The 18,389-nt window shown below is 42.7% G+C and carries 11 protein-coding genes; all 11 read right to left on the bottom strand.

Features of this window, described 5'->3' with window-relative positions:
• Positions 1-22: 22 nt before the first annotated feature.
• On the bottom strand, positions 23-1,573 hold the full coding sequence (locus tag FSB76_RS28450; RefSeq protein ID WP_147059535.1) for a right-handed parallel beta-helix repeat-containing protein: 1,551 nt from the start codon (positions 1,571-1,573) through the stop codon (positions 23-25).
• A 244-nt stretch (positions 1,574-1,817) separates the two neighbouring features.
• Entirely contained in the window at positions 1,818-3,152 is a 1,335-nt protein-coding gene (locus FSB76_RS28445) for an IPT/TIG domain-containing protein (RefSeq protein WP_225976339.1), read from the bottom strand.
• Positions 3,153-3,226: 74 nt separating this feature from the next.
• On the bottom strand, positions 3,227-5,062 hold the full coding sequence (locus FSB76_RS28440; protein ID WP_147059533.1) for a RagB/SusD family nutrient uptake outer membrane protein: 1,836 nt from the start codon (positions 5,060-5,062) through the stop codon (positions 3,227-3,229).
• A 45-nt stretch (positions 5,063-5,107) separates the two neighbouring features.
• On the bottom strand, positions 5,108-8,458 hold the full coding sequence (locus FSB76_RS28435; RefSeq protein ID WP_225976338.1) for a TonB-dependent receptor: 3,351 nt from the start codon (positions 8,456-8,458) through the stop codon (positions 5,108-5,110).
• A gap of 196 nt (positions 8,459-8,654) precedes the next feature.
• On the bottom strand, positions 8,655-9,836 hold the full coding sequence (locus tag FSB76_RS28430) for a FecR family protein (RefSeq protein WP_147059529.1): 1,182 nt from the start codon (positions 9,834-9,836) through the stop codon (positions 8,655-8,657).
• A 150-nt stretch (positions 9,837-9,986) separates the two neighbouring features.
• The gene (locus FSB76_RS28425; RefSeq protein ID WP_147059527.1) at positions 9,987-10,574 is read right to left on the bottom strand and encodes an RNA polymerase sigma-70 factor; all 588 of its coding nucleotides are present in this window, start codon (positions 10,572-10,574) and stop codon (positions 9,987-9,989) included.
• A 289-nt stretch (positions 10,575-10,863) separates the two neighbouring features.
• A complete protein-coding gene (locus FSB76_RS28420) occupies positions 10,864-12,612 on the bottom strand; it encodes a DUF4091 domain-containing protein (RefSeq protein WP_147059525.1) in 1,749 nt (582 codons plus the stop codon).
• Positions 12,575-13,303 carry a carbohydrate-binding family 9-like protein gene (locus FSB76_RS28415; protein WP_147059523.1) on the bottom strand — a complete coding sequence of 243 codons (729 nt, stop codon included), beginning with the start codon at positions 13,301-13,303 and terminating at the stop codon, positions 12,575-12,577. The genes FSB76_RS28420 and FSB76_RS28415 overlap by 38 nt, the downstream gene beginning before the upstream one ends.
• Positions 13,300-14,427 (bottom strand): phosphotransferase enzyme family protein, encoded by a 1,128-nt coding sequence (locus tag FSB76_RS28410; protein ID WP_147059521.1) that lies wholly within the window; start codon positions 14,425-14,427, stop codon positions 13,300-13,302. The genes FSB76_RS28415 and FSB76_RS28410 overlap by 4 nt, the downstream gene beginning before the upstream one ends.
• Positions 14,428-15,011: 584 nt before the next feature.
• Positions 15,012-16,097, bottom strand: a complete 1,086-nt coding sequence (locus FSB76_RS28405) for a substrate-binding domain-containing protein (protein WP_147059519.1) — start codon at positions 16,095-16,097, stop codon at positions 15,012-15,014.
• A 441-nt stretch (positions 16,098-16,538) separates the two neighbouring features.
• On the bottom strand, positions 16,539-18,302 hold the full coding sequence (locus FSB76_RS28400; protein ID WP_147059517.1) for an SGNH/GDSL hydrolase family protein: 1,764 nt from the start codon (positions 18,300-18,302) through the stop codon (positions 16,539-16,541).
• Positions 18,303-18,389: the final 87 nt, after the last annotated feature.

The raw sequence follows: 18,389 nt of genomic DNA, 5'->3' as shown, positions 1-18,389 counted from the left end.
TGTAGTTTAAATTAAGAACCCCTTATTGCTGTGCGCCCTTACTGATCTTATTGCCCACAACACGTGCATTTCCATCAATATCTGTTGCCCCGTTTATATCTGCCGAAATTACCTGCCCGGAATTTTTTGCAGGAGACGATGATTGTATATGGAGATCTGGCAGCGAGATGCTTTTTAGTAAAGGATCTGCGCCATATAGCGAATTAGCATCGTTAGCGCTGGCTGTTTTCCATGCGTTTAAATTGGTGTACGGAGTACCATTGGTACTGTTCCATATCCATTGCGGAGTACCTGTGGTAAAGTATAAATTGTTACCAATTATGTTGTTGCTCCCGGTTGAAGTATACTTGTGAATAAACACATCAACCGGCCTGGCGTATACAATATTGTTTTTTATTACGTTGTTGTCGCAATGCTCTGTAAGTCTTATCTCGCCTTCAATCTCACCAAATGCGCCCACAACACGATCATTTTGATACAGCGTATTGTTTACCACGTAACAGTCTTTAGTTCCGCCGGACGTATAGTTTAAATAATCGCCCATGTATATGCCGGTACGGTAGCAGTTATACACAAAGTTGTTTCGCACAATGGTGGTTCGGGTAGCATACACGTTACTTTCGCTCACCAGCCCTATCCCACGGTCGCTGTTATATACTTTGTTCCGTTCAATAATGGTGTTAGCGCCGCCGCATACGTAAATAGAAATGGCGCCATACCTGTCTGGTCCCCAAATTTCTGGTGTTTTGGTCATCGAGTTATCGTGAAACTCGTTATCGCTGATTATTCCATTACGGGCGTAATTGGTGGCAACTGCGCCGGTTTTATTAAGGTTATCGCCACCGGCTACAATTATCCCGATGTTTTCCGTATCGTATACTTTATTATGGTTAAAAATAAAGCCGTCAATATTACCCGCCAACGTTACGTTTTCGCTTGTACCGGTTTGTGTATCATGCACGGTACATCCGGTAATAACCAGGTTGGTAATAGCAGTGGTGCCGTTGCCTATAACCAGTATAGCATGGCCGCTACGCCAATCAGCTAATGAAGCATTGCTTTTAATATTATAAATATTACAGTTTTTAATCGTGATATCGTGCGAGTCGCCGTTAATTGCTATACCCTCGGGATCGGTATTAAAAGCAGCACTTGTAAAATTGCAGATATCAAAACCATCAAGCGTTATATACCTTACGTTACTTAGGGTAACTAACGACATCCATCCTGAAATAATTATTTTGCTTCCGTCTATTACGGGCTTTTCTCCGGGGAATGCTTTTACGGTAATCAACTTATTCATTATTCCCGATTTTGGGAACACCACTTTTTCGTAGTAAGCGCCTCCCCTAACCATAACGGTATCGCCGGGCGTGGCATGGGTTAGTGCGGTATTGATGGTTTGGAAGGGCGCGCCGATTGTGCCTGCATTAGCATCAGACCCGTTTGCTGCCACGTAATAAACATGGATAGCTGCTATGGGCACCACATTATTACCAGCTGTTTTTTTGCTGCAGGCCAGCGTTTGTAAAGCGCAAACACACACTAACAAAATATTGATATAAAATTTCATTGCGTTTTTTTAATTAAGAAATACTTGCTGCCTTGCCTTGCAGTTATTAAATGTTACCGGCGTTTAGTGGCGCAAAGTATAGCCCTCGTAGCATATTATACTTGCTACGAGGTACCATACAAATCAAACAACATAAACTATCACTCAAACAGCTTCCCAAACAATGAAAGAGATATTTGTTGGGGCTGATACTCAAAGATTACCGCCATCGATCCCGGGAAGCTATTTGGCGCACAGATTGGCATTATTCGGAAACTATTTTCCGTATCCGGTTATTATTTTTGTCTAACACGTAAACAGTTCCGTTTTTATCTACAGCAACACCGGTTGGCGCGCTAAAAAGCGCAAACCCTCCTATTGCATCGGTGTACCCGGCCGTACTACTTCCGGCAAAAGTGCTTACTTCAAATGTACCGGCCTGTATAAAGCGGATGCTTTGATCGGGGTGACCGGTATCGCCATAAACGGTTCCGTTACCTGCCACATATATATTGCTATTGTTATCTACAGCGATACCCCATGGCAACGAAAATTTTGAAACTGCGGGCCCTCCGTTAACGTATCCGGCACTCCCCTGCTGGCCGGCAATAATGCTACCCTGCCATGTTCCGGCAGTATACTTTTTGATAACGTGATCTCCGTTCATTGATACGTATAGATTACCGGTTTTATCAAACTTGATGCCTGCGGGATAATTAAGGCCGGATACAACTTCTTTAGCGGTCCACTGTGCTGATACCTGGTAAATACTTCCCGGACTGGAGCAGCTTGAGTAATAAACATAGCCGGTAGTTTTATCAACAGCCACACTCCAGGGCGATTGGTTTCCCCAGGCCCAGGTAGTAGCCATACCATCAGGGCTTATCTTCCGGATATCCCAGTTCCCCGGGTCGGCAGAGTATACATTGCCCTGGGCATCAACAGCCACATCATAAGGCAAAGAAAAAGTTGCGGCTGTACCTTTCCCATCAGAATAACCAGAAACTCCCGGGTTACCGGCCAGCGTTGTAACGTTTCCGCCGGTATCAATTTTCCGGATGCAGTGATTCCCCGGATCGGCAACATACACATTCAGGTTATCATCAACAGCTACACCGCAGCTTCTGTACCAGCCCTGGCCGCTAAAATCAAACATGGCATCTGTTCCCTGCCCATTGGCAAAACCGGCTTTACCCGACCCGGCCAGCGTAGTAACCGTTCTGGTATACTGATAAGTAAAGCTAGTTGTGCTTGTTGCCGTTCCCTTCCCTATCGTTACCATAATAGGCCCGGTTCCGGCTTTTTTAGGTATCACTACCATCATTTGCGTGGTATTGGCACCGATGATTTTGAGCTTTACCCCATTAAGGGTAACTGCGATTTGCGAAGTATCTGTTGAAAAATTACTGCCGTTAATAAGTACTTCTGTTCCGCCACCGCCCTGTGCCGGAATAAAGCTGTTAATGTTAATTGGCGAATTGTTATTATGTGTGGGAGTTTTGTCTTTTTTACAACTTATAAAAGCTATCATTATAAAAACCCCGCCGGCAAATAAGCATTGATTTATGCCTTTTGCCATTATGTTTATGAATGTTTTCATTTGAATAATTACACTTTAATTATTAGTTTTTTTATACCTCTTTTATTGCCTTTAGGCAAATAAAAAACACGCATCTACCAACCGGGATTTTGAACCAATGCCCTGTCACGGTCTAATTGATACTGGGAAATTGGGAACAAATACATTTTATTGTTCCATACCCTTTTTTGGAAAAGTGTTTTATTATAAAGAGCGCCAAACGAAAATCCTTGTCCCTGGTCGTCGGTATTTACATTTAATCCGTAAATGGTTTGGTTTTCATCGGCACCTAATAATAGCCTTCTAATCAGGGTATAGTATCTGTCGCTTTCAAAACACAGCTCCACTTGTCTTTCTCTCAAAATGTATTTGCGCATCAAATCTTTGTTTCCAACTGCGCCGGGGTAAACAGTTTCTATGCCCGGCAAACCGGCCCTGCTCCTAATCTGGTCAAGGTAAAGCACGATATTTTGGTTAGATGGATCGTACTCATTTAAAGCTTCTACATAATCAAGCAAAATTTCGGCATACCTTATCAGTATAAAAGGCCTGTAGTTGGCAGTCCATTGCCTTATATTATCGGCAGGACTTACATTTTTCAGCACATCATAGCCTGTAATGTTATTGCTGGCCCCGCTTGCTTTTGCTCCGGCCTTGCCATTATAATAAAACTCGGCCCGGCCTGTTCCGTCAATATTTTCGGTTGACGAATAATAGTTTTTATCATCAACCGTTGGTGCAGGTAATACCGGCCGGCCATTATATTGGATGTAAGCATAAAACCTTGGTTCGCGGTTGGCGTACATGTTCCATTGCCCCTTTTTGTGCTCCCAGTACTTGCCGCCATTGCTTTGCGCAAAATTGCTTGCAATGTATCCGGATGAGGGATCGTCAATGGTTTTGCCATTATTCATGTAAAATGCATCTACAACGTTTTGGGTAGCATTATACATACTATACCCGCCGGCACCAGGCGTTACACACTTGGTATAACCTGTGTAATTCCATGAATTTCTTGAAAAAATGATCTCACTGTTCCAGTTGGTAATGAAAAGGTCCCTTACCGACAGATAAGGATCAAATACGGTCCCACCGTTGTCAAGATTGGTAAATAATTTATATGAGCCAAGGTCAATTACTGCTTTGGCAGCATCGGCTGCTATTTTCCATTTATTGGCATCATATACCGTTGGTGCCAGCTGTGTGCCATCCTGGTTTTTAAAAGAGGCAAACGAAGGGTTACCATTCCATAACGGACTGGCTGCCAGCAAAGCAAGTTGTGCTTTTACAGCAAGGCAGCTACCTTTTGTTGGCCGGCCGTAATTACTGGTTGTAGCCCATTCTGCAGGTAAACCGGCTGCTGCCTGATCCATTAGCGTGTTAACATAGTCTTTACACTCGTCAAAAGATGATCTTGGGAACTTGTTGAAATCGGCATTTAAACTTAGTGCTTCGGTCACTTTTACAACCGGACCATATTGTTTTATCAACTGCCAGTAAAACCATCCTCTTAAAAACCGGGATTCTGCCTTATATTGATTTTTTAAGGTTACACTTAACTGGCTGGCCGGAACCTTGTCAATATTAGCTTCAAAAATAAATGACGACCGGATCCCTCTATAATAGTTATCCCAATTGTCAAAATAAGCATTTACAGGGCTCCAGTTGCCCGCAACCATTTGCCTTACATTGGTACCCGGGATAGATACAGATGATTCATCGCTTGCGCCCATAGCACTAAAATCGCCGCCGTCGGTTTCAACAATATATCCATATATATTGTACAGGTATGATTCGGCATTGGCCCTGGTGCTCCAAATCAAGTCAGATGTTAACAGGTTATCGGGCTTTTTATTAAGATAATTACAGGAAGATAAACTGGCACTCAGGAACCATACCCCAACAGCCATAATTAGTATATTTTTTTTCATTGGAAAAACTTTAAATACTTTTAAAATTGATTTAAATCCATTTTGCTAAAATGCAGCCCGCAACCCAAAAGCAAATATTCTTACCGGCGGGTAGCCTGCGCCATTAGAGCCGAGTTCGGGGTCCCAAAGTTTGAATTTGGAGAACGTTAGCAGATTTTGGCCCGTTAAATAAAGGTAAACCGAGCTGATACCCGCTTTTGTCAGGAACAGCGGCTTAAGTGTATACCCTAATGTTGCCTGTTTTAAACGGACAAAACTTGCATCTTTAGACCACCATGTACTTGGCTGATAATTGTTACTATTCTGGTTGGCAATGCCTAACCGTGGGTAATCTACATTTTGGCTGGGGTTTTCAACCGTCCACCGGCTTTCCAGGTTGGCCAGCATACCGGATGGATAAGTACCCATACCGGTAAACGGTACAATACCTGCACCGGTTGCACCCGCGCCGGTGATGGACGAACCGTTCGCCATTATAATTACATTCGAAGTTCCCTGAAAAAATAGCGAGAGATCGAATTTCTTATAACCAACCGTAAAGCCCGCACCATATAAAATAGTAGGCACGTCTGATTTACCGGTGTATACCTTATCAAAGCTGTTTATTACGCCGTCGTTATTTACATCTTTGTACTTTATATCGCCGGGCCTTAATATCGCGCCAAACTGGGTGGGGCTTTTATCAACATCTTCCTGCGATGTAAACAGCCCTTCGGCAACATACATCAAATTATCGCCATACTTACGCCCTGTTGACTGTTGGTAAGCGTACAGTTGCTTTGGTTCGTCCTGCTGTACAATTTTATTATTATTGTAAGTAAAGTTGCCATAAAGACGAAGTGACACTTTGCCAAAATTTTCATTATATTCAACATTGCCTTCAATACCATGGTTGTTCATTTCGCCCAAATTGGCAAATACAGCCCCGCTTACGCCCAGTATTCCAGACAATGAACCGCGTTGAACAAGGATATTGGTTCTTCTCTCTTTATAGGCGTCAATAGTAATATTCAACTTATTGAACAATCCTATTTCTAAACCAATATTATCTTTGGTTGCTTTTTCCCAGGTAAGGTTCTCTACCCCAATTACGGTTTCGGTAGTGCCGCCATACACGGTTCCGTTAAGGCCTAAACCTACAGATCCGCCGCCGCCGTACTGGTTGATATAAGGGAACCTGGTAATACCGTAATTAGACCCAATCTGGTCATTACCCACAAGGCCGTGAGAGCCCCTTATTTTAAGCAGGTTAAATGTTTTTGAAAGCGCCGTAAAAAATGGTTCTCTTGAAATTACCCACCCCCCGGATACAGAAGGGAAAAACCCGAATTTTTTACCCGGCTCAAAATTTTCTGAACCTGTATAACCGGCATCAAACTCAAGCAAATACCTATCAGCATATGCATAAGTAGCCCTGGCGGCTAAACCCTGGTTATTATAGGGAATAGAACTAATAACGCTCCCGGCCGAACTCTGCACCCTCGACCGCATGTTATATAAAAGCAGTCCGCCTACGTGATGTTTGCCAAAAGCCTGGTCGTAATTAATGTTTGTTTCCAGGTACATGGTTTTCTCGGCCGATGATGACTGGGTGTATCCTAAAAACTGGCTTCCGTACCTCGACTGGCCGAATACCAAATTACCCTGCGGGTCTCTTGACGTGGCTAAAAAAAGATCATTGGTACCTGTTCTGCCGTTGTCGTTTTCGCTATAAGAATCAAATGAAAACCTTGCCATGGCACTTAAGCCGTCAGTAATAGCATCCAGTTTTTGGTTGATAGAGAAAACAGATTGAACAGTTGGGCGAAACTCGCTGTTATAACCAGAATTTTGAATATCGTTCACCGGGTTGGATCCCCCGTTGTTAAACGGACCGGCCCATTTACCTCCCGGGTATTGTATCGGGAATGCATTGGGCGGGGTTAAATACGACTCATACCAGATACTACCGGCAGAAAGGCCGGGATAACGGCTGCTCACCAGCATCGCATCCAGGTTCATGGTTAATAAAGTGGTTTTGGTTAAATCTATATCCAGGTTCGACCTAAAATCATATCTTTTGAAGTTGAGGTTGGGGTTATAACCATTTTGCTTCGTTACCTTATAGCTTCCATCCTGATCATAAAAAGATGCCGAAACATAGTACCTTACCGTTGACGCACCGCCGCTAACATTCAGGTTGGTGTTGTATCCCGGTGCCCAATCCTTGTAAACAGATTTTATCCAGTTAACATTGGGATACAGATATGGATCTAAACCGCTGGCTGTTTTTTGAATAGTTTCTTCAGAATAGGCCGCGGCGTTACCGTCATTTGTAGTTGCTTCGTTATGTAATCTCATCCATGATACCGCATCCAGCATTTTTGGTGTTTTGGTAAGGCCAGACATTGAAGCTTCTGTTTTTAATGAAATTTTTGGTTTGCCTGCAACACCTCTTTTGGTAGTTATAATTAAAACCCCATTTGCACCTTTGGCACCATATACAGCGGTTGACGAAGCATCTTTTAACAACGAAATACTTTGAATATCTTCCGGGTCGATGTTATTGTAAGCCCCGCCATAAGTGCTGTTTACATCATCACGTTGCACCCCGTCAATAATAATAAGCGGGTTTGCATTACCTGTAAAAGTACCAATGCCACGAATGGTAAATGATGCATTATCATAACCAGGTTCTCCGCTTCTTTGCATTGATATTACCCCGGCCACTTTTCCTGCAAGGGCATTAGATAATGAGCGGTTGGGCGTTGTTATATCGGCCACGTTTACAGTGGTAACAGCCCCGGTTATCGTCAGCTTTTTTTGTTTGCCATAACCTACTACTACTACCTCATTTATTCCTTTGGTATCATCCAGTAATTGAACAGTAAGGGATGATGTTGCTTCGGTAACTGTAATTTCTTTGGCAACAAAACCGGCAAATGAAACAACAAGGATACTGTTAACGTCGGCATCAATGGTAAAGCGCCCCTCGGTATCAGTTACCACTCCTTTATTGGTGCCTTTAATACGCACACTGGCCCCCGGTAAGGTAAGCCCCTTTGAATCAGTAACAATACCCGAAACCTTTATAACGGGTATTGGCTGAGACGGTGAATTAAAAGGTTTAGGTTTGATAATAATTGTTTTCTCGCTTATACTATAAATAAACGGCTGCCCTTTAAATGTCAGTTTTAATACTTCTTCTAATTCGGTATTCAGAACATCAATACTTACCGGGTTAGCCTGCTTAATTACCTTTGAATTATAGAAGAAATCATATCCGCATTGTTCCCTAATTTCTTTAAGAACTTTTTCTAATGGAGCATTTTTTTCTGATAATGTAATTTTTTGTGCGTAACCTGAAGCACTTGCCTGAAGTATGGTTGCTACCAACAATATGATGGATAGTTTCATAATCAACAAAGCTTTATTTTTTATACAGGGAACCCTGTACAAACTTATTTCATAACATTTCATACATTTGAACTTGTTTGGGTTTAAGGTGTAATTGGACTACGAATTTAGTTTCATGGTAAGCCCTAACTTTTTAGTCGGGAGTGTTCGAGCACTTCCGGCTTATTTTTCAGGATACCTTAATGCGGAGTAATTATCAAGGCATAATGATGACTCTCCTTCCTTCAATTTTAGTTTTAACGTTTCCTGTTTGTTCTATGATCTTCAGTGCCTGGGCTAAGTCTCTTGAACGCGACACCATTCCGCCAAATCTTAAATTATCCACATTACCGGCGTATTCTACGTCAACATTATACCAGCGCGCAAACTTGCTCATAATGCTTTTCAGGTCTTCGTCAACAAACAGGAAGTAGCCATTTTTCCAGGCAATCACCTCTTCGGTATTAACTGTTTGTATATTAAATGAGTTGCTTAAATAATTGATGTTTGATTGCTCGCCCGGTTTAAGCAATTTTGATTGATTAGATTTGGTTGACAGCACCTTAACAGAACCTTCTAATAAAGTTGTTTTAACCGAAGTGTCGTCAATGTAGGAGCTGATATTGAAATGGGTACCTAACACTTCAACCACCTGGCTGTTACTTACCACTCTGAATGGTTTTTTAGCATTTTTAGCAACTTCAAAATAAGCCTCGCCCGCCAATTGAACACTGCGCACATCGCCATTGAAATTGGTTGGATAACGAAGCGATGAGCCTGCATTTAACCAAACTTTTGAACCATCGGGCAAATCAACCTGGTACTGCCCGCCTTTTGGTGTTTCAATGGTATTAAAAGCCACCTCCGCAGAGGCAGCTGAATTAGGCGATGCATTTTCGACGGTATAAACCAACTGACCATTGGCAGCTTTGGTAACCTTTACACCAGATTGTTTGGCCAATTCGCCTGTAGCGGCATCATCTAAAATAATTTTTGAACCGTTGGCTAAGGTTAATAACGCTTTATTGCCCCCTGGGGCGATGGTATTCCCGGTTGCGGATTGCGGTTTGTTTTTAGTTAATAAACCAGAAGTACCGGACTTCAGATAAAAAACCAATAACGAGGAAGCGACAAGGAATAAGGTAATTGATGCAGCCACAAACCACCTCCTCAAAAAAATAATTCTTTTAGGTGCAGATTCGCGTGCTTTTATCTCCAGCAGTACCTTATCGTAAAGCTCGGCCCGGGCTGTGTTTTCGTCGCCCATGGTAAGCTCGTCCCATTTCAATTCGCTTTTTTGGAGCGTGTTGTAATAGTTTAATAAAAGCTCCTCCTCCTCGGCAGTTGCCTGGTTTGAAAGGTATTTGTTTATTAAGATCAGAAGTGTTTCTTTTTTCATTGGGCGGTTATTGTATGTAAGTAACCCAACATAGGGGGTACCCCCAAAGAAATTTTAAATATTTCTATATCATTAACAAATCATGAAGTTTTAGGAATTAATGAGAGAAGAATATAAAGAAAACAGGCCGGGTGAAATTCTGTAAAACACTCAAAACCATCGCCCGCATAGCATAATGGCAGCTAAGCAAACAAAATCGCCCAGGGTTTTACGCAAACGGTTCAAGGCTACAGTTAGTTGATTTTCAACTGTTTTAGGGGCGATTCCGAGCCGTTCGGCAATTTCTTTGGTGGTTAGGTGTTCTTTACGGCTCATAATAAATATTTGCCGGCACTTTTCGGGCAGTTCGGCCACCCCCTGCTCCAGCAAACGGTTAATATCTTTTTGGGATAAGATATCTTCGCCCCCGTTATTGCTAAAAAGTTCTTCCAGGTGATTAAAAAGATCTGCTCTTACCTTGCCAGAGCGGATAACATTAAACACCTGGTAACGCACGGCTGTATATAAATAAGCATTCAAAGAGGTTAGTTGAAGATTAGCACGTTTCATCCATAGGTTAACCAATACCTCCTGGGTAACGTCTTCAGATACCTGACGGTCTCTGAGGATATTGTATGCTGAAAGATAAAGCTTTGACCAATATTTATTATAGATACGTTCAAATGCCGCAAGATCATTCTCCTGGATCAACGCTATAAGCCGCTCATCTGTCAATAGCTGAACCTCCAGGTTATTCATTCGGCATTATGAAATTTAAAATTGGCAACTTCAAATAAATTGTTTTTTGTTGTTTTAAAATATTACAATTACTACCACTGAGGTAGCCATTCAGTATTCCCGCCGAAGCCCTTGTTTTCCCTCCGGCTCCTGCTCAGTTATTTGGGGCATCTATCCGGTGCCGATTTGCCTTGAGACTTCAAAATTGTTATTTAAGCTACTTCTGATAGTAAATAAAGTCAAAAAAATGCAAAAAGTAAAAGAAAATCTTCAATAAAATCCAACAAAAGCTACATTTTATTACAATAATTTAGAAGTTATTTAAATCGTTCTGCGAAGCGTGAAGAACGTCACCTGCACTTTTATTTTTTGCCTCGCTGATATCAAAACCGCTTAATATTTTTTGAAGCTGATGCAGTTTATCCTGCCGGTTTTCTTTCATGAAACGGCTCCTTACTATGTTAATTTTTTCATAATCCTGGATACCCTCAACCAGCCGTTCAAAACGGATAGAGGTACGCAAACCAGGATAAACCAGGTAGGCATCCCCGGATGACCATGATCCGAACCGGGTGTCGCGTAAGGCATCTTTTGTCCAGCAGTTGTATGCCCAGCGCAGGTAACCATCATATTCCTTGTAAGCGGCATACCATCCCAGCCACGCCGACTCGGCAGGTGCAGAAAAGGAAAAGGTGTTGGGATGCCCCTCTGTGCAACAGGTATAATAAGTAGTGTTAAATCCTGCTTTTTTACGTGCAAGCATGGTAGCACTATCTATCACCTGGTTTGAGGCCACACTGTAATCCACCAAATCTTTTTCAATTTCGGGGTGATAGTTGCCGGCCAATGAAATTTTAAAATCTTTGTCGGCGCTTTTTATTAACGCAATAGCTTTTTGCATGTCGGCCATCGATCTTTCGTCCATGGCTATGGTGGTTTTAGCAAACCATCCTTTTTGCTTAAGGTGACTGGCAAAATTGGTAAGCATAGGGCGCCAATGGGCATCATATGCTAATGTACCTGGTTTGGCTATTATGGCGGTATCTTTCCCAAGGGCTTCGTCGTGGTAATAAAATTTCAAATTCCAGGGAATCATGCTATAGCAGTTAATAAACTTATCAATGCCTAACGACATCATAAAAGTTACCCACTTGTCAAAAACGGTATAATCATATGCCCAGGAGCCGTTCCTGTTTTTAGTCCATTTTATCATTGAACCGTACACATCATACGTTTGGCTGTTCCAGGGGTCGTATATCAGGGTGGTTGTAATTGATTTCTGACCGGCATCGGCAAGCATTTTCATATACGGGCGCATAATGGCGAAATGCTGACCGGACCATGGCTTTACACCATACCAGCGTGCAACGGAATAGGGATTTTGCCACAAATCCAAATGAAATTTCCACTGTGCCGGTGCGGGCAGCTGATGGTTAAGTACCTGTACTGTATAATGCAGCATTGCTACATACTTATTTTTGCCTTCCTTAACTTTCACATAACCGCTGTACACGCCCTGCGTAGCGCTGCCCGGCACTTTAATGCTTAGCCAAACAGGCCGGGTAGTATTTTTAGTTAGGTCAAGGGATTTTACCGGGTCAATTACATCTTCAACCAGCAACGAGTCATGGCCGGGTTGAATACCGCAGCCGCCCCCTTCACTATTAAGCCCATCGGCCATCACATAACGCACAAAGTTGGCGCTGATGTTTTTTGCGGCAATTTCATGGCCCTTGCCATCATCAAGTTTACTCCACTCAACACTAATTTGCTGAAGGTTACGGGTTGCCCACACCAGGAATTGCGTATGCACCTTTTCGCCCTTCCAGGCCTTGGTTTGCCACTGGGTTTGTAACGGAAATATAGCGGGTGCGTTACGCTTATCATACCGGATATCAGCCGATGCAAAACTCACGTATGTACCTGGTTTTAAAAAGTTCCAGCTTTCCTGTTCAACAGGTTTCGGATCCCCGAGCTCCTGGTAAAAATCGCCGGTTTTTGATTGCGCCCAGGCACCTGCGCTATACAGCAACAGAATTACGGTAAATTTTAATCTCATGCGTTTGTTGCTTTTGTTTTACAGGGGCTACGTATTTATTGGGGCTTTCGAATTTCATTTTCCCAAAAAAACCGGGCAAATGAAAGTTGGGCTCGGCAGATTTAATATCATTCCACGCCAAAAAATGCGGCTCGGGCAGTTCATCGCCACATTTATAAAAATTGGCCCGGCATTGCCGGCCATTTAATGTTGTAAACGAATGGTAGTAAAATACATCCAACGGAATCATCAGGGTTAGTTCCCAGGCTATATTTCCCTCGCCTTTATTGTTTACCGCCTTTATTTGCGCCTGGTGCCTTATCATTTTGATAACAGGTTCGGGTAATAAACGGCGATTTTCCCTGTGTGCCCCAAACCCCGCCAGGCAAGCGCCAGCACAGTTAAATTCAAAATTGTAATATTCGTTTTCGTTACCAAAACAAACAAAAAACTCCACGCAACTATCTTTATAAACCGGTTCGTTAGGCTGGCTATAAATAGCCCTTACACACTTTTCGCTAACATAGTATTTTATAAAAACACAATCGTTACCATAGGCCATCGTAAAATTAACATCGGGCTTATAACCGTAGTCGGGCCAGGGAACTATGCCGATAGTGTTAGCTTCGTAACTATCTAACAAAAAAGACACATGAGCTATGGGGCTAATTTTAGTTACCCCCTTCAAAAATGGTACGCTGAGTTCTTTCATTTAATTTCGGATGATAATTGCGTGCATAATTTTGCCGCGTTTTTAATTATTTGGTCTAAAACATCGTATTCTTCCTCAAGCTTTCTGAGCAACTGAAACTGCGCCCTTGTTCGCTGCAGGTTGTGTTGGGCAAAGCGTGTTTTATAGTAAACATCGCCGGCAATATAATCCGTCAGGAACCGAACGCCTTGCATATAAGGTATCAGCAAAACGCCCATTGCAAGAGATTGAACTTCCATATCTGTTAAAAAACTGCCGGCACTTTTAAAATAGCCTTCGGTATAGGCCTTAAACAATGGGATGCTAAGCCCTATTTTTGTTAGGTCTCCCTCATCCTCGGGCGCTATATTGATAATGGTACGGATGGCATCGCCAAAATCATAAGCTACATAGCCGGGCATAACGGTATCCAAATCAATTACACACTGCCCGCAATCATTCGCATCCAGCAATATGTTGTTAAATTTAGTATCGTTGTGTATAATACGCTGCGGCAATTTTCCTTCTTTTCCCAAATTCAAAATAGTAACCATGCGGCCTGCCCTTTCAACTACAAAAGTTAATTCGGGCAAAACATCTTTAACCCGGTTCTCCGGATCGGCCAGTACCGCTTTATTTAAGCTGTCGAGCCGCATGCTGATGTCATGAAAACCAGGGATGGTTTCGCAAATCAGGCCTGCATCCAAATCTGCCAGCAACAATTGAAACTTGCCAAAGGTTTTACCTCCTTCATAAGCTTGCTGTTCGGTTAATACCAGGTCGTAACTTTTGGTATCCTTCAAAAAACAATACATTCTCCAGTAATTGCCTTCAGCATCACAAAAAAAACTTTTCCCGTCTTTCGTCCAAACCATAGTGAGCACTTCTTTATCCGGGTTTGAGCCTGGTATCTGCGCCAGTTTTTTTTTGAGATGACTGGTTACCCGCTGTATATTTTCCATAAGGGTGGGCACATTTTCAAACACATGGTGATTGATGCGCTGAAGCAGGTAGCCGGGCAATGCAGCATCTTTGTTCATTACGTGAAATGTATCATTAATATGGCCCGAACCATACTTAACAACAGCAGCTATATCTCCCTCGACGGAAAACATAGATACTATTTCATAAATCTTATTGGTCATTTTTTCTTTTTGATCATTTTAAATTCTACGGCACATTACTGCCCGGTGTACAAAATGCGAAAAGCTATATGTATTAGTATGCGCACACATTTACATACTACAAATAGCCACAAACAAATATAAAAATATTTGCGTGCTCGCACACACTTTAATGAAAAATTATTAAATTAATTCCTTTATGTAAACAAACGCGCGCTATGGTAAATAAGGCTTTTTTTGACGGAGAGCCACCAACTGCTGCTGCAGGATTAAATGAACCGGGGAATGGGCGGTATAGCAAAACTTTTGCTAAAAGAAGCGGCTACTAGTTTTGGACAAGCATAGGTGTATTGTATTGTATTGCCGCCACGGAAATCACGTTTTAAATTTATGGCAGAAAGGAGCCCGGGGAACAGGGAAATCGATTTTAAAAGTCGATCTTGAAGAAAGGTAGCTCCTAAGGAGCAAAAAGTTGAACTATTCGTCTTTCTACAAACATGTAGCCTCTACGAGGCAGCTTAAAAGTGTATTATTTTGTAAAGGTCAACCGTTTGTAGCTGGAAAAGTTTAAAAGTGATTTCCTGCGCCGGGAAATAAGCGAACAATCAGATATCTAAGTAAACAGTGTCTTCATCATCTGTATAATAGTTCATATTCTCTTTTGTCACGATATCCAAAGGCAGATATTTAATAATGGGAACTTCCTTTTTGAACACGAGGTAATCAGTTAGCTGATAAATACCCCAATACCCCTGCCCCTTGGGGTTTTGGTTAATCAGGAAACTAATTGCCCCTTTATTCAGGAAATATAAATTAGCAGGTAGTAAATCGTACCCGATTATTTTGATGTGTTTGATATGACGCTGCTCCAGGTGTTTTGCAATTTCATGTGCCTTGGATGTTGTAACAAAAACACTGGTAATATCGGGCGTGCTGTCAATAATATTGTCCAGCTGTGTGATGAACAAAGCGGGGTTTGACCGGTTTAATTCAATCCTTAAAATGTTGTACTGATGCTCCAGGTTATTTTGAGCAAAATAATTGCGGAATCCCTGCTCTTTTTTCAAAAGGTGGGCAGCGTTACTTATCTCTTCGTCGATATGTGCGATTAACACAGAGCAAGGATTGGGCTGGCCGTAATGAATAAGCTTGCCGGCTAAAAAACCGCTTTGATAGGAGTCCTGGCCAATATAACTTAAAGGCTCGCACTCGGCAATTTGGGTATTAAACAATACAAATGGAATTTCGGCGGCTTTCCACTTCTCAAAAAACGGCAGTGTTTCGCGGTAAAATATAGGGGATAAAATTATACCGTCGGGATTATCTTTGGTTAATTGATTGGCTTGAGTTATAAACGACTCGACATCATAAGGATTAAATACATATTGCTGAACGACGATGCCAAATTGTTTCAAATCTTTCTCGGCTTTTTCAATCCCGGCTTTGGGGGCGTACCAATATGAATCGCTTTTATGATCGGGTATTAAGGCAGCAATCTGATATATTTTGTTTGAGCCTAAGGCCCTCGCCATCAAATTTGGCTCATAATCCATCTCTTCAATGATCTTGAGTATCTTCTCCTCTACTTTTTTTGATACCCGCCCCCGTTTGTGTAATACCCTGTCAACTGTACCTGTAGAAACTTTCGCTTTTTCGGCAATATCTTTAATGCGTACAATTTTATTCTTCATGTTAACCTTTCATGTAAAAAAGATAGCAAAGGTAATTTAATATAGTTTTTGTCGCATTATCCAGCTATAATTTTGCGTGGAGATATGTTGGGTGTTTACGTGGTGGCTAATCGCCTGTTGAAGGGGCGCACGGCGAGGCCTTTGCCCGCTATGCTTCTACGGGCTACCCATGACATGTTGGAAATAACATAAACATTAGCATGAACGCTGGTCACGACTCACCCCGGCTACGCTACGCTGGCCGACCCTCTCTCCGGCTGAAGCCGCATAGAGGGTAAAGCTCATTTTTTCTTTTCTTTTTTGAACCCCTCTATGCGCGAAGTGGATAGAGGGGCAGAACGAGCATAGCGATGTTCGGGGTGAGTCGGGTCGCCGTCATGCTTCGACGGGCTACCCATGACAGCCCTTTTCACAATGTCATCCCCCCTTCAGAACTCCCCTCTACTTTTTAAGATATGAAACCAAAGCAACTGCCAGCTTTTGATACCCCTCCTCATTCGGATGCAGGCCATCGCCAAACAAAGATTCATCAATATTACCGGCCTGATTAAGCAATAAGATGCCCGGATTAATAAAACGAACACCGGCCTGAGCCGCCAATTTTGCTATTCCTTTATTAAGTACCTGTACCCTTTTTTCCTGCGCCCGCCTTGGCAACAAGCCGGATAACAAAATTTCGGTTTGGGGCTGCCGGGCTTTTACGGCCTGCGCCAATAATTTTAACCCCGCAATTATTTCATCATCGGTATTAGCAGACAGGTTATTGGTGCCTATCATAATCATAACTTTATCGGCCTTAAAACCATCAAGCTCTTCGTGGTATACACGCCATAGCACATTTTCAACCTGGTCCCAGCCAAAGCCAAAGTTTTTTACCCCTAATGGTTCCAGGTATTTATCCCATGATGCGGCGCCTCTTGCTAAAGGAGCTTTTGGCGCTCCACCCCAGTAATTCAGGATAGAATTACCAAGGAATACAATTTTTGGCGCATCGGTTTTAACAAGCGTTAATATTTCATTATGCCTGTTTCGCCAATCGTAATAGCCATCACGGCTTTGTACAACAGGTGCAGTAGTGGAATATGGACCCGTTGGCTCGTTAATAATTGCACGGATGACTTTTTCATAAGCCCTGGCATATTGCTGCATCCCGGCATCATTGGGATGTACGCCGTCGACCGTCGAGTTAATATCAAACCCGATTTCTTTATTGGTTAACAGGTAAACATTTTTTTCTCCCGCTGCAATCAGCTTTGAATAGGTTTGGTTTAGCACTTTATTTACCCGGATATAATCGGTATTCCTGCCGGTATCTAACAAGCCATCTACATTACCTGCAGCATGCTCAGCAAGTAGTATTGGTACCAGCGGATGTTTCTGTTTTAAGCCTTGTATTGATGCCAGTAAACGCGTTTCAATTTCCGCGTCGGCAAAACTGGTTAAATTGGGCATACAATCAAGCACGTAAATTTTTGCATCAACCTCGGCCATCAGGTCGATAACCGATTTTTCCAGTCGCCCCGAACCGGAAAAGCCCAGGTTTACCACCGGGCGGTCAAGCTCGCGTTGTAAAATTGCCGTCCATGCCAAACCCGGCCGCGATGCGCAGGCGCCCTGTGCAATAGATGTGCCATATACAAGCACCGGTTTCTCCTTGGCTAAAGGCATAAAAGCAAAGTTATTACCCGCCGGAACACCTATTTGAAGCCAGGATACGGAATTATATAAGGGCAAAAAAAGCCTGTATTCATAGCTTCGGCCCGGGAAACTGGTGCTCACCTTTATATTGGAGTACCGGTAAGTAACGGTATCCATAAAAGTAAAGCTTCCGGGCGCCAGGCACCATTTTCCGTTAGGATCCAACGCGTAAAGATCTAAACCGCTTACGCCAGTGGCCGGCATGTGCGACATGGCCAAATCTCCTTTTACCTTGTAACGGATAACCAGGTTTGGCGCATCTGTTTTAAACTTAATGTATAAACCGGCGCTACTGTGCGAGATGTTCCATACATTAGGATTAAGGCTGCTTTGGGCACGCGGTGGGAACCTGTCATAGGTACCTGCCGTTTCTGTTGGCCATGCCTGCCCCTCTATCACCGCGAAGCCGGCTTTGGCAGGGTCCTCCCACTTATAGCCTGCTATAGTTTGTGAAAAGGATACTGTATTAAAAAGACAAAAGATCAATAAAGTTACTATCCGGTTCATTGGGCGTGTATGTAAAGGCTATTTAAGGATAAAACCAAAGGTATCACAGGGCTCGTTTGCGCACATATAACTAAACTTTTCATACCC

It is taken from the genome of Mucilaginibacter ginsenosidivorax (assembly GCF_007971525.1).
GTDB classification, from domain to species: Bacteria; Bacteroidota; Bacteroidia; order Sphingobacteriales; family Sphingobacteriaceae; genus Mucilaginibacter; species Mucilaginibacter ginsenosidivorax.
Note: the sequence above shows the minus strand (reverse complement) of the source record. Positions and strands in the feature narration are given on the sequence as shown.